Below are 13,617 nucleotides of genomic sequence, written 5' to 3'. Positions count from 1 at the left end.
TCCTCCTTCCGCCGCTCGTTTCGCGGTCATTTTCTCCTCAAGGCGTGATTGTGACCCCGCCATAATTTCTTGCGGGGTTGCTTCAAAAAAGCCATTCTATCGTGACCAAACAATGGAAACTGATTTTTCCGTGCTCCTGCACAAAGGCAAAGGTTCCCTCATGCGGCGTAAACCAGCACTCCGTCTTCTCTGCAGCGCGGCTCTTGCCGCTGCTCTCGCAATCGGCGCGGGTGCAAGCCCCGGCTTTGCGGAGACGAAGGCAAAACCGGAAGACAAAGCCGTTACCTTCGATCCCGGCAAGGTCAACACGTTCTCCGGCGCTTTCCTCGCCGGACGGAACGCAGACGTCGATCAGGACTACCCCACCGCAATTTCGCTCTACAAGAAGGCGCTGGAATACGATCCGGCAAATTCCGAAATTCGCCAGCGGCTGATGATCGCCGAACTTCTGAGCGGCAATTTCGAGGCTGGCGCCAAGATTGCCGATTCGATGAAGGACGATACCTCGGTGGAACGCGTCACGACCATCGTGCGTGGCCTCGACGCCATCAAGGACAAGGAATTCACCAAGGCCGAGAAGATCCTGAAATATTCCGGCCCGAACGATCTCGACCGCATGGTCAACACGCTTTTGACAGCGTGGGCGCGTGCCGGTGCCGGCAAACCGAAAGAAGCGCTGGCACTCGTTAACAACATGAAGGGTCCGGGCTGGATTTCGATCTTCCAGAAATACAACGCCGCGGCCATCGCGCTTGTTTCCGGGAATACTGAAGCCGCCCGCAAGAGCCTGAACGAAGCTGTGACGGACCGCGAAGGCGGGGCCACCGCTTCCGATACCTATATGCGCGCGGTCATGGCGCTTGCCCGGCTTGAAGCTTCCGCCGGCAACAAGCAGAAAGCATTGGACGCGATCGCCGTCGGCGATACTTTCGCGCCGAATTATGCACCGCTGAAAGCGCTTCGCGAGGCGATCGAAAAGGGTGAAAAGCCGGAGCAGCAGATCACCAACGCGGTGGAGGGTGCGGCCAGCGTGATGTTCTCGATCGCCGGCGCGCTGAACCGTGAGGGCGCCGAAGAGATCGTGACGCTTTATCTGCAGACCTCGCGCGCCCTCGACCCGAAGAGCCCGGACACCCTCATTCTTCTCGGCGGCCTTGCCGAAGCGATGAAACAGCCCGAGCGCGCCATCTCCTTCTATCGCGAAGTCCCGAAGGATTCGCCGATGCACCGCATTTCCGAGCTGCAACTCGGATTGACGCTGGCGCAGACCGGCAAGGTGGACGAGTCGCGCAAGCATCTCCAGTCACTGCTGGAATCCGATCCGAAGGACATCCGCTCCTATCTCGCTTATGGCAGCGTGCTTTCCGACGCCAAGGACTACAAGGCGATGGCGGAGAACTACGACAAGGCGGTCGAAGTCATCGGCGCGGTGCCGCAGAAGTCCGACTGGTCCGTCTTCTTCCAGCGCGGCATTGCCTATGAGCGGCTGAAGCAATGGGACAAGGCCGAACCGAATTTCAAGCGGGCGCTGGAGTTGAACCCCGAGCAGCCGCAGGTTCTTAACTATCTGGGTTATTCCTGGGTGGACAAGGGCATCAATCTCGATGAAGGCATGAAGATGATCAGCCGCGCCGTCGAGCTTCGCCCGAATGACGGCTATATCGTCGATTCGCTCGGTTGGGCGCATTTCCGGCTCGGTGACTTTGATCAGGCCGTGACGGAACTGGAGCGCGCCATCGAGCTCAAGGCTGGCGATCCCACCATCAACGACCATTTGGGCGATGCCTATTGGCGCGTTGGCCGCAAGATCGAGGCTGTTTACCAGTGGAACCGTGCGCTCATCGGCGACAATGACGATGTGGACAAAGCCAAGGTGAAGGAAAAGATCGCCAACGGCCTGCCGCCTGTCGAAAAGGACGCTGAAAACACCGCCAAGAAGGATGTGGCGCCGCAGCCGCCAGCCCCTCCGGCACCGGCGGCACCTACGCCGGACAAGAAATCCTGACGCCACATGCGCCTGCATGAGGTTTCCGGGGCCACCGAGACAATCGAGGCGGCCCCGGCCAAGATCAATCTGGCGCTGCATGTCACCGGCCAGCGGGCGGATGGCTACCATCTGCTTGAAACGCTGGTGACATTCACCGAAGCCGGTGACGTGATTTGCATTCGCGACGCTGCCGCCGACAGTTTCTCCATTTCAGGCCCGTTCGGCGATCTTCTAAGCGATGGTGGCGATAATCTCGTCACCCGCGCCAGAGACACGTTGCGCGATGCTCTGACATTAACAGGCCAGCCTGCCCGCCCGGTCGGTATTCACCTTGAAAAAAACCTGCCGGTTGCGTCGGGTATCGGTGGCGGTTCGGCGGATGCCGCGGCCACGCTGCGGGGGCTCCTGCGGCACTGGGGTGCCATTATTGCACCGGAAAATCTCGCCTCTCTCGCACTGGAGCTCGGTGCAGACGTGCCAATGTGCCTTGCAAGCCGGCCACTGATCGCGCGTGGCATAGGCGAGGACATCGAAGTCCTTACCGACCTGCCGGAACTCGCCATGGTTCTGGCCAATCCGCTAAAGGCAGTCTCGACACCGGAGATTTTCCGGCGACTGCAGAACAAGGTCAATTCCCACCTACCCGCCCATTCGACGACGGGCTGGATGGATTTTCTCGCTCAAAGCCGCAACGATCTGCAACCACCCGCTCAGTCGCTGCTGCCTGAAATCGGGGAGATGACCGGGCTGCTGTCTGCGGAAGGCGCCACCCTTGTGCGCATGTCCGGTTCGGGGGCAACCTGTTTCGGGATTTTTCATTCCTTCGATGCCGCTCTAAACGCGGAAACATCGCTTCGGAAAAAGCGCCCAGGCTGGTATTTTCAGGCAACGCGGACCATTTGAGGACCGGATATTTCGAGGATAAAGCCATGGCAGGCGATAGACCCTTCATTCCCCTTGGCATTGCGGTTCTGACCGTTTCGGACAGCCGGACGCTGGAGAACGACAAGTCCGGTGACACACTCGTCGCAAGACTGGAGGACGCGGGCCACAGGCTCGCTGCCCGCGCCATCGTACCGGACGACAAGGCGGCGATCGCAGACACGGTGCGCGAATGGACGCTGTCTGACGGCGTGGATGTGGTCATCACGACAGGCGGCACGGGCTTTACCGGCCGCGATGTGACACCCGAGGCGCTGGAGCCGCTGTTCGAAAAGCGCATGGACGGGTTTTCGGCCCTCTTCCATCGCATTTCCTATGACAAGATCGGCACCGCCACTATCCAGTCACGCGCGACCGGTGGTGTGGCGAATGCGACCTTCATCTTCGTGCTGCCGGGATCACCGGGGGCCTGCAAGGATGCCTGGGATGGTATCCTCAAGGCGCAACTCGATTATCGTCATCTGCCATGTAATTTCGTGGAGATTATGCCGCGGTTGGATGAGCATTTGAAACGTGGGAGTGGTGGGGTTTAGGGTAGGGCTTTACCCCCCTCTGCCCTGCCGGGCATCTCCCCCTCAAGGGGGGAGATCGACCTGCGGCGAGGTTTTTGCCCATCTCACAGCCTAAGAATGAAGTTGAGGTAGTGCGTCTTGCCGATCTCCCCCTTGAGGGGGAGATGCCCGGCAGGGCAGAGGGGGGTAAGCCCCGCGCGCCCTCGATTCGCTGTCAATGGACAACATCCAGAACATCTACGCTCCCCACCGGCGAGAAGAACAGCTGCCCGCTCAAAACCCAATCACCCCAGATATTTCTTGAAAAACTCCACCGTCCGCCCCCAGGCGAGATCGGCAGCCGCCTTGTCATAGCGCGCCGCGGAGGTATCGTTGTTAAAGGCATGGTTGACGCCGTTATAGACAAAACTCTCGAAGGTCTTGCCGTTTTCCTCCAGCGCCTTCTTGTAAGCATCGATGCCGGCATTGATGCGTTCGTCGAGACCGGCGTAGTGCAAAAGCAGCGGCGCCTTTATGGCCGGCACATCAGCCGCCGGGGCCTGCTGGCCGTAATAGGCGACACCGGCTTTCAGGCCCGCCGATTTGGTGGCGAAACGGTTGACCAGCCCGCCGCCCCAGCAGAAGCCGACCGCGCCGACCTTGCCATTCGCTCCTTGCCTTGCCGCAAGCCAGACCCGGCCCGCTTCGGCATTGGCGACGGTTGCCTCCATATCGAGACCACTGAACATTTCCCGTGCCTTGTCCTCATCCGCCGGCGTACCACCCTGCGGCGATAGGAAATCGACCGCCATCGCCCGGAAACCGGCAAGCGCCACGCGCCTCGCCACATCACGGATATGGTCGTTCAGGCCCCGGTTTTCATGGATGACGATGACGGAACCAATGGCACCGGACGCCGATTTCGGCGTGACGAGATAAGCCTTCATCTCGCCACCGGGCGCCGGATAGGTCACGTCTTCCGCAACAATGCCTGCATCATCAGGCGCGACGATGGCGGCGCGGGCGCTGTTGGCGGAAAGAAGCGGGGCAATTGCCGCGGCCGCCGCGCCGGAGCCGGCGAGCACGCTGAGCTTTTCCATGAATTTGCGGCGATCGAGGCTGAGATGGGTATATTCATCATAAGCGTCGATCATGGCCTGCGTAATCTTGGGCTTGTCCATCGCTCTATCCTCCTTGGACGCACGGATGCGGGAGGATAGCGCAGATCTAAGGGCTGGGAACGAGGCCGGTGCACGGCGGCGCCACACATTTGCGTGAGCGCCGCTTCCGGATTTTCACATCAGGCGGCGAGGTCCACGACGATACGACCGTCGATCTTGCCCTCTTCCATACGGTGGAAGATATCGTTGATGTTTTCGAGCTTGTCCCACGAGAAGTGAGCCGCCACCTTGCCTTCGCCGGCAAAGGTCAGCGCTTCCTCCAGATCCTGCCGCGTGCCGACGATGGAGCCGCGCACCGTGATGCGCTTCAGCACCGTGTCGAACACCGGAATGGAGATGAAGCCCGGCGGCAGGCCGACAAGCGCCATCGTACCCTTGGAGCGCAGGAAACCATAGGCCTGCTCCATGGCCTTGGGCGAGACCGCGGTCACCAGCGCGCCATGGACACCGCCGGTCGCCTTCTGCACCTGCTCTACCGCGTCAGGCGCACGGCCGTTGACGACGACATCAGCGCCGAGTTTTTTGGCAAGCGCCAGCTTGTCATCGAAAATATCGGCGGCAACAACATGCATGCCCATGGCCTTGGCATATTGCACGGCCATATGACCGAGGCCGCCAATGCCTGAGATGACCACCCACTCACCGGGCCTGACTTCAGTTTCCTTGAGGCCCTTATAGACGGTGACGCCGGCGCAGAGCACCGGGGCTGCCGGGCCGAAGTCGAGATTATCCGGCAGGCGGCCGACGAATTTCGGATCGGCAAGACCATATTCGGCAAAGCTGCCATTGACGGAATAGCCGGAATTCTTCTGGCTCGGGCACAGCGTTTCCCAGCCCGTACGGCAGGGGATGCAGCATCCGCAGGCGGTGTAAAGCCAGGGCGTGCCGGCGCGGTCACCTTCCTTGATGCCGGTGACGCCAGCGCCGATCTTCGCAACATAACCGACACCTTCGTGGCCGGGGATGAAGGGCGGATTGGGTTTGACTGGCCAGTCGCCGGTTGCGGCGTGCAGGTCGGTGTGGCAAATGCCCGTCGCCTTGTAGTTGATGAGAATTTCACCGGGGCCGGGATCCGGTATCGCCACTTCCTCGATGGTCAGCGGTTTTCCAAATGCGCGGACGACCGCCGCCTTCATTGTTTTAGCCATGACATACTCCCTAATCTCTGCTCGCCGGAAATCCTCGACGGCAGGCAGAGACTAACGGGAATGGGGTTTCATGGAATTGACCCATCGCAAATCGCAGCATTTTCCAAGTCGGTATTGTCTCACTTATGAAGCAACCTCACGGTGCTGATTTATTCCAGCGCCAACCATATGGCGAGCCATGCCCACAGGCAGACCAGCAGTGCAAAGCCAATTCCGAACAGCGGCGCCCGATATCGCAGCCGGTTGCTGGTCACATGGACGTAGGAATGCGCATAACGAGAGATTACAAAAAGCCAGGCGAGAACAACGGTCACCACATTGTCCGCATCAGTAATGTAAAGCAGCAGACAGATGGCGTGAAAGAGAGCCGGAAGTTCGAACTGATTGGCGATGTTTCTGTTGACGAGGGAGCTGGCCTGCCCCTCTACGCCTTTTTCGCGATATTGGGTGACAGCATCCTTGCTGGTGAGCGTCTGGTTTTTACGCCGGTATAAAAGCAGTCCATAAAGAATGAAAACGAGAAACGCATGGGCGATCATCGGCCAGAACATTGCAGTTGTCGGGGACATGCTTTTCTCCAATCATGAAAACGCTCCCCGATCCGGCGTGAATCGAGGAGCGCCAAACACTCAGCATCCTTTTACGGATTCGGCTCGAAAGATCAAACCGCGCCAGGATAGTTCGGGCTTTCGCGCGTGATCGTCACGTCATGGGCGTGGCTTTCACGAAGTCCGGCGCTGGAGATACGCACGAAGGTGGCGCGTTCCTGGAATTCCTTGATGTTGCTGCCGCCAACATAACCCATGGCGGCCTTGAGGCCACCGGCCAGCTGGTGCAGGACGCCGGAAACCGGGCCCTTGTAGGGAACCTGACCTTCAATGCCTTCAGGCACCAGCTTCAGCGTATCGCGCACTTCCGCCTGGAAATAGCGGTCTGCCGAACCACGCGCCATGGCACCAACGGAGCCCATGCCGCGATAGGCCTTGAAGGAACGGCCCTGATACAGGAACACTTCACCCGGGCTTTCATCGGTGCCGGCGAGCAGCGAGCCGATCATAACGGCGGAAGCGCCGGCAGCGATTGCCTTGGCCAGATCGCCCGAGAACTTGATACCGCCATCGGCGATGACGGGAATGTCAGCCGCATTGGCGACTTCAACCGACGACATGATCGCGGCAAGCTGAGGAACGCCGACGCCAGCGACGATGCGGGTGGTGCAAATCGAGCCGGGGCCTATACCGACCTTGACGCCATCGGCGCCGGCATCGATCAGAGCCTTCGTGCCGTCGGCGGTCGCGACATTGCCGGCGATGATGCGAACCGAGTTGGACATCTTCTTGACGACAGAAACAGCGTCCAGCACGCGCTGCGAATGACCATGCGCGGTATCCACGACCAGAAGGTCGACACCGGCATCGATAAGGCGCTCAGCGCGCTCGATCGCATCTGCACCAACGCTGATGGCGGCGGCGGCGCGAAGACGGCCCTGCGCATCCTTGGTGGCATTGGGGTTCAGCTGCGACTTCTCAATATCCTTGACGGTGATGAGGCCGACGCAATTGCCCTTGGCGTCCACCACCAGCAGTTTTTCAATGCGGTGCTTGTGCAGCAGGCGGCGCGCTTCCTGTTGATCAACGCTGCTTTCCTTGACCGTGACCAGATTTTCACGGGTCATCAGTTCGTAGATTTTCTGCTGCGGATCGGAGGCGAAGCGGACGTCGCGATTGGTCAGGATGCCGACGAGTCGTCCGTTCTTGTGGCCGCCGGAGCCGCCGTTTTCCACCACCGGAATGCCGGAAATGCCGTGCGCCTTCATCAAAGCCTGTGCTTCTGCCAGCGTGGCATCCGGGCCGATGGTGACCGGGTTGACGACCATGCCGCTCTCGAACTTCTTTACCTGCCGGACTTCTTCGGCCTGTTCGATGGGGGTAAGGTTGCGGTGGATGACGCCGATGCCGCCGGCCTGCGCCATGGCGATGGCAAGGCGGCCTTCCGTGACCGTGTCCATGGCGGAAGAGAGGATCGGAAGGTTGAGATCGATATCACGGGCAATGCGGGTGGCGATATTCGTCTGTCCCGGCATAACCTCGGAATGTCCGGGTTGCAGCAACACATCGTCAAATGTGAGAGCGTCCAAACCAGTGGGTGTTTGAATGATGCGTGCCATGACCAAATTCCTTCATACTGAAAATGCGTGGCCTTCCGGAACGAAAAGTTCACCCCGGCGCCCTGCAAGGATTGCTTGGAAGTTGGCGAGGGCTGGTAACACGTTCATGACAGGAAGGGAATAGAAAAAACCCGGAATAACCTTCCGGGTTTTCTCTGTTGCTGCATTGCAGCAGACGTTAAAGCACGTCTTGTGGGTCCTTGCCCCATACAGCACGCTTTAACTGCTTGTTTTTATGCATGTCGCTGTCGCAACCGCTGAACACTTCTGCGCGACATGCATTAGATGTCGAACTGGTAGGATTTCGGCACGAAACGATAACCCGTATCCAGCTTCTCCGCGTAACCGACGGACGGGAAAGGCATGTGATAGCCAAGGAATGGCAGCCGGTCGGTGGCGATCATGTCATAAACCTTCTTGCGGGTCGAAGCCGCAGCCGCCTTGTCCATGTCGAACTTCACCTCCCAGTCCGGCCGCTGCAACGACAGGACGAAATGGTTGGCGGTATCTGCCGTCAGGATAAGTTGCTTACCTTCCGATTCGACACGGAAGATCATATGTCCCGGCGAATGACCGAAAGCGGCAATGCCGGTGATGCCTGAAACCACACTGGCGCCATCACCGATGAAGGTTGCCTTTTCGGCCAGCGGCTTGACGTTGGCGAGAACGCCCTTGTGACCACCTTCAGCGGGAGTGCCGACACGCTTTTCATCCGTCCAGAAATCATATTCCGCCTGGCCGAAGACATAACGCGCCTTGGAAAAAGCCGGAGCGCCCTTCTCCATCAGGCCGCCGATGTGGTCGCCATGCATATGGGTCAGCACCACCACGGTCACGTCCTCGGGGGAATAACCAGCCGCAGCCATGCCTTCGGTCAGGCGACCATTGCCGGCGCCGCGGCCAGCCTCTCCGAAACCCGTATCGAACAGCACGAGATCGGAGCCGGTGTTGATAAGAACCGGCGAGAAGGAATTGACGAACTGATCCTTCGGTAGAAAATTATCTTCCAGCAATTTGCCCACGGCCTCTGCCGACTGGTCGGTGCCGAAGGTCTCACCCGGGTTGGGCGCGGCGCGCGCGCCGTCCTTGACGACCAGCACCTCGAAATTGCCGAGCTTGAAGCGGTTGGTTTCCGGTGGCATGGCGTGTTTTATCTCCATGGAGGTTTGCGGCTGGTTGGTCTGGGCGTTCGCGCCGCGCGTCATCAAAAGCGGCGCGCCGAGAACGCTTGCGCCGGCCGCACCGATGAGGCCGCGTCTGCTCATGCTCAAGGATTGGGTCATCATCTTGTCTCCCGATATCACCAACTGATCTCACCCAACGGACAATAGAGCGAGAAAGTTGCAAGAAAACCGGCCTCACGCAGGTTTGATCGGAAGTTGAGAAATTGATAATTAACGTGTTGGCAAGCCCGCTTATCAGGCGTAGGAGGAACGGCGATATTCTTTGTCGCAGCGGAAAGCCGCAGGCAGCCTCATGAACCGCATCATTCCCCTCATCCTGGCAGTCGCTCTCTTCATGGAGCAGATGGACTCCACCGTCATCGCCACTTCGCTTCCGGCGATTGCAGCTGATCTCCATGTCGGTCCGATCACGCTCAAGCTCGCGCTGACGGCCTATATGGTGTCATTGGCGATCTTCATCCCCATCAGTGGCTGGATGGCCGACAAATACGGCGCGAAGAAAATCTTCCGTTTCGCCATCGGCGTTTTCGTTGTCGGGTCGATCTGCTGCGCTGTCTCGTCGTCGGTGTTCGAATTCGTCGTCTCGCGTTTCCTGCAAGGCATGGGCGGCGCGATGATGACGCCCGTCGGCCGCCTCGTCCTCCTGCGAACGACGAAGCGCAGCGAACTCGTTTCAGCCATGGCGCTGCTGACGATACCAGCACTCGTCGGGCCACTGACCGGCCCACCGATCGGCGGCTTCATCACCACCTATTTTTCATGGCACTGGATTTTCCTCATCAACGTGCCGATCGGCCTCATTGGCATCTGGCTGTCGACGATCTTTCTGCCGGAAATCGAAACCACCAATCCGCCGCCGATGGATGGCAAGGGTTTCGTGTTATCAGGCCTTGCCGCGTCGGGTGTGGTTTTCGGCGTGTCGGTCGTCAGCCTCCCGGCGTTGCCGCCCGCCATCGGCATCGCCTCGACGATCATCGGTTTCATCTGCGGCTTTCTTTACATGCGCCACGCGGCAAACCACCCGGCCCCCATTCTGGATTTCCGAATTTTCCGCAACCCAACGTTCCGGGCGGCCACCGTCGGCGGCACCGTTTTCCGCATTTCCACCGGCGCCATCCCCTTCCTGATGCCCCTGATGTTGCAGATCGGCTTCGGGCTCAACCCGTTCCAGTCGGGCATGATCACCTTTGCTGGCGCAATCGGCGCGATCACCACGAAATTCATGGCCAAGCGGGTCTTTGCCGCGACAGGGTTCAGGTCAACGCTGATCGGGGCGGGCATCGTCGGCGCGTTTACGACGCTGGCCAACAGCTTGTTCACGCCTGATACGCCCTACCCGCTGATCATGATCTGCCTGGTGACGGCGGGATTTGCCCGTTCCTTCTTCTTCACCGGATCGAACGCGCTCAGCTATTCTGATATCGAGGACAGCCAGGCTAGTCAGGCAACCTCGATGGCATCCGTGCTGCAACAGATCAGCCTGGCGCTTGGCGTCGCCTTCGCTGCCTCCATTCTGGAAGTCAGCAGCATCATGTCTGGCACCCATCTGCAGCTTGCCGATTTCCACGTCGCCTTCACCATCGTGGCGCTGGTATCGCTGTTCGCCATCGTGCCGATCATCCGCATGGACGCACAGGCCGGCGCGGCCGTTTCCGGCCACCGCGGCAAGATTTCGCAACCGGCAGAGTGATCAGTCTTCGGAGGCCCCTTCGGCTTCCGCATCAATCTGTGGCTCGTTCTTGCGGCCCTTGAAGTGCTTGGCAAGCAGGAACATTTCGACCGATTCCGAGCGTGACGACGCGGGCTTGATGTGCAGAACCTGCTTGAAGTTCTTCTTCAGCATGTCCAGCAACGCCTTTTCGGTGCCGCCCTGGAAGGTCTTGGCGAGGAAATGGCCGCCTTCCGCCAGAACCTGCACGGCAAAATCGGCAGCGACTTCGCAAAGATGCATGGTGCGGATGTGGTCGGTCTTCTGGTGACCCGTGGTCGGCGCGGCCATATCGGACAAGACAAGGTCCGGCGTGCCGCCAACGGCTTCCATCAGCTGGTCCGGCGCGGTCGGATCGAGGAAGTCGAGCTGCAGGATCTTGACGCCGGGGATCGGATCGATCTCGAGGAAATCGATGGCCGCGACGCGGATATCATCCTCGGTTGAATCCGTCACCTTGGAGGCGATCTGCGACCAGCTTCCAGGGGCAGCGCCCAGGTCGATGATACGGGTCGCGCCCTTCAGAATCTGATGCTTGTCGTTGATTTCCAAGAGCTTGAAGGCAGCGCGGGCGCGATAACCTTCCAGCTTGGCACGCTGTACGTAGGGGTCATTGATATGACGTTCCAGCCAACGGCGCGACGAGGCCTTGAGCTTGGTCTTCTTGACCTTCTGGCCGATCTTGCGGCCGGTGCGGTTGGTGCTTGTCGGCGCCTTGCTCATGTCAAACCTTCCGTTCTATCCTGCCGTACCATCTGCATGCGCCTTATGCGGTTGCGCCGCCATGCGCCATCATCCGCCATCATATCCGTCAAGAGACCTTCACGCAGGCCACGATCCGCCACCCGCATGCGGCGTGCCGGCCAACGGCGGCGAATGGCCTCGAGAATGGCGCAGCCGGCCAGAACCAGATCGGCCCTGTCAGGCCCGATGCAGGCATTCGCGGCGCGGCCGGCGAAATCCCATGCCAGCAACTTGTCCTGCATGGCCGTCACCTCGGCATCGGAAAGCCAGAGACCATCCACCTTGCGCCGATCATATCGCGGCAGATCAAGATGGACGCCCGCAAGTGTCGTGACCGTGCCCGAGGTGCCGATGAGATGAAAATCCTCGTGATGCAATTGCGGCGCGAGCGGCGGGCAATGAAAGGCATCGAGCAAGCCTTCGACTTCCCGCACCATGGCGGCAAACACGTCAGGCGTCACATCCCGGCCGCCATGGCGTTCCGACAGCGTGACGACTCCGACCGGCAACGAGGTCCAGTGGGTGATGTGGTTGGCGAGCCGGTTGGAGCGATTTTCACCGACCTTGATGACCGCAATTTCCGACGATCCGCCGCCAATATCGAACAACACGACGGAACGCGCCTCGCGCCCGACAAGCGATGCACAGCCCGAAACCGCAAGCCGGGCTTCCGTCTCGCGGCTGATGATTTCGAGTTTCAGCCCCGTTTCCCGCGTGACACGCGCCAGAAACTCCTCACCATTGGAGGCGGCACGGCAGGCCTCGGTCGCGATCAGCCGCATACGCCGGATCGGGCGACCGGAGAGTTTTGCGGCGCAGACCTTGAGTGCTTCAACCGCGCGGTCCATCGCATCATCGGAAAGCCGGCCGCTCGATACCAGCCCCTCACCCAACCGCACGATGCGCGAAAAGGCGTCGACTACCCGGAACTGGCCGGGCCGCGTCGGCTGCGCAATCAGCAGGCGGCAATTATTCGTGCCGAGATCGAGCGCCGCATACATATCCGCCGACGGCTCCTGACCATGCTCATGCTGGCGGCCTGCGTGGCGGGCGGAGATTTCAGAGTGTGACCGATGCGTTTCCTGTGCCGAGCCATTGGCACGGCCGTTCTGCTTGCCGGCATGTTTCGGCGCGGGGGTTGGGACCAGCGGGCGACCCTGCGGGTCACGGCCACGGGGATCGCGGTGGCCGCGTTTGCGGTTACGCGATTTTCGCGCGCCAGCCGGCGGCACGGAGGATGAATTTGCACTATCGGATGCGGCTGGAGCCTGCGCCTGTCCATCGACGGCAGCCGTCGTCTGTTGAGACGTGCCTTTGCCACGGGAGCGCCTGCGGCGCTTTCTCTTGCGCGGCTCGGCATCCGGCTCGAGAGCCGATACGTAGGAGGAACCGGCCGGAACATCCGCGGCAACATCATGCGACAGCACAATAGCGTCACGGGGCTTGCCGTCACGCTTGTGTTTCTTGCCACGACGGGATCGCTTCGCTTTCCCTTTGTTCGCCACCGACGCCCCTTGTTCCGACGGCTTTGGGCCGTTTCCGGGGTCGATCACTGTCTTGTCCATTTCGCCGCGCACAAGCGTAGACGCTATGCTGCTGGCTTTCATAAGGTTTCGTTGGGTGGACAATACCAGCGCAAGAGATTTTAGCCAAATGGTTTTTGCCGAGCAGCAATTGGTGAGGGCTTATGCCCCACCGAGGCCGGGTGCGCATCATCGCGATAGCGGCAGTGATTTTCGGGATTTTTTGAGGCGCTTCGGAAATCGCAAGGCCGGTCTGAGAGAATACTCCCCTCTCCCGGTAAGTCCTTGTGACATATAAACTTATCGGGAGAGGGGAATGGTACGGTTGAGTGGGGTCGAACCACCGACCTCAGGTGCCACAAACCTGCGCTCTAACCAACTGAGCTACAACCGCACATGAAACGCCGAAGCGGCGTCACGGGGGGTGACATAAAAGGTGTTTCCCCCATTTGCAAGTGCCTCGTCGAATTTTGCGAAAAAAGGCTGCGAAAGGCAAGCGCTTTTCAAATGGGCCACGTCGCTGAGCCCCCAGCCGGGAGACT

At 60.0% G+C, this 13,617-nt stretch carries 11 protein-coding genes and 1 tRNA gene; 4 read left to right on the top strand and 8 right to left on the bottom strand.

Translation table 11 applies throughout. From position 1 onward, the window contains the following. Positions 1-160: 160 nt before the first annotated feature. The 3 genes from ACFVTJ_RS06125 to moaB are packed head-to-tail and all read left to right on the top strand — an operon-like array spanning position 161 to position 3,462. Positions 161-2,005: a tetratricopeptide repeat protein gene (locus tag ACFVTJ_RS06125; protein WP_386905558.1), complete on the top strand. Its 1,845-nt coding sequence runs from the start codon at positions 161-163 to the stop codon at positions 2,003-2,005. 6 nt (positions 2,006-2,011) lie between these two features. Further along, positions 2,012-2,890 (top strand): 4-(cytidine 5'-diphospho)-2-C-methyl-D-erythritol kinase, encoded by an 879-nt coding sequence (locus tag ACFVTJ_RS06120; RefSeq protein WP_386905557.1) that lies wholly within the window; start codon positions 2,012-2,014, stop codon positions 2,888-2,890. A 26-nt stretch (positions 2,891-2,916) separates the two neighbouring features. After that, positions 2,917-3,462, top strand: a complete 546-nt coding sequence (gene moaB, locus ACFVTJ_RS06115; protein ID WP_386905555.1) for a molybdenum cofactor biosynthesis protein B — start codon at positions 2,917-2,919, stop codon at positions 3,460-3,462. 263 nt (positions 3,463-3,725) lie between these two features. On the opposite strand, the gene ACFVTJ_RS06110 is transcribed toward moaB, so the two are convergent. The 5 genes from ACFVTJ_RS06110 to ACFVTJ_RS06090 form a co-directional block, all read right to left on the bottom strand. Beyond that, on the bottom strand, positions 3,726-4,601 hold the full coding sequence (locus tag ACFVTJ_RS06110) for a dienelactone hydrolase family protein (protein WP_386905553.1): 876 nt from the start codon (positions 4,599-4,601) through the stop codon (positions 3,726-3,728). Between the two features lie 119 nt (positions 4,602-4,720). Further along, positions 4,721-5,749 carry an alcohol dehydrogenase AdhP gene (adhP, locus tag ACFVTJ_RS06105; RefSeq protein ID WP_004440101.1) on the bottom strand — a complete coding sequence of 343 codons (1,029 nt, stop codon included), beginning with the start codon at positions 5,747-5,749 and terminating at the stop codon, positions 4,721-4,723. Positions 5,750-5,898: 149 nt separating this feature from the next. Next, positions 5,899-6,318 (bottom strand): MAPEG family protein, encoded by a 420-nt coding sequence (locus tag ACFVTJ_RS06100; protein WP_386905551.1) that lies wholly within the window; start codon positions 6,316-6,318, stop codon positions 5,899-5,901. Between the two features lie 92 nt (positions 6,319-6,410). After that, positions 6,411-7,916, bottom strand: a complete 1,506-nt coding sequence (gene guaB, locus ACFVTJ_RS06095) for an IMP dehydrogenase (protein WP_386905549.1) — start codon at positions 7,914-7,916, stop codon at positions 6,411-6,413. A 281-nt stretch (positions 7,917-8,197) separates the two neighbouring features. Next, on the bottom strand, positions 8,198-9,199 hold the full coding sequence (locus ACFVTJ_RS06090; RefSeq protein ID WP_386905547.1) for an MBL fold metallo-hydrolase: 1,002 nt from the start codon (positions 9,197-9,199) through the stop codon (positions 8,198-8,200). 193 nt (positions 9,200-9,392) lie between these two features. On the opposite strand from ACFVTJ_RS06090, the gene ACFVTJ_RS06085 reads away from it, so the two are divergent. Then, positions 9,393-10,790, top strand: a complete 1,398-nt coding sequence (locus ACFVTJ_RS06085; protein ID WP_386905546.1) for an MDR family MFS transporter — start codon at positions 9,393-9,395, stop codon at positions 10,788-10,790. Here ACFVTJ_RS06085 and ACFVTJ_RS06080 read toward each other — a convergent pair whose 3' ends face one another. The 3 genes from ACFVTJ_RS06080 to ACFVTJ_RS06070 form a co-directional block, all read right to left on the bottom strand. Further along, on the bottom strand, positions 10,791-11,531 hold the full coding sequence (locus ACFVTJ_RS06080) for an RlmE family RNA methyltransferase (RefSeq protein WP_386905544.1): 741 nt from the start codon (positions 11,529-11,531) through the stop codon (positions 10,791-10,793). Then, positions 11,528-13,159, bottom strand: a complete 1,632-nt coding sequence (locus ACFVTJ_RS06075) for a Ppx/GppA phosphatase family protein (RefSeq protein ID WP_386905542.1) — start codon at positions 13,157-13,159, stop codon at positions 11,528-11,530. The genes ACFVTJ_RS06080 and ACFVTJ_RS06075 overlap by 4 nt, the downstream gene beginning before the upstream one ends. Positions 13,160-13,392: 233 nt before the next feature. Continuing rightward, positions 13,393-13,469, bottom strand: a tRNA-His gene (locus tag ACFVTJ_RS06070). Between the last annotated feature and the right edge of the window lie 148 nt (positions 13,470-13,617).

The sequence above is a fragment of the Agrobacterium sp. NPDC058088 genome (assembly GCF_042885035.1).
Taxonomy (GTDB): domain Bacteria; phylum Pseudomonadota; class Alphaproteobacteria; order Rhizobiales; family Rhizobiaceae; genus Agrobacterium.
This window is presented reverse-complemented; position numbering and strand designations above follow the sequence as displayed.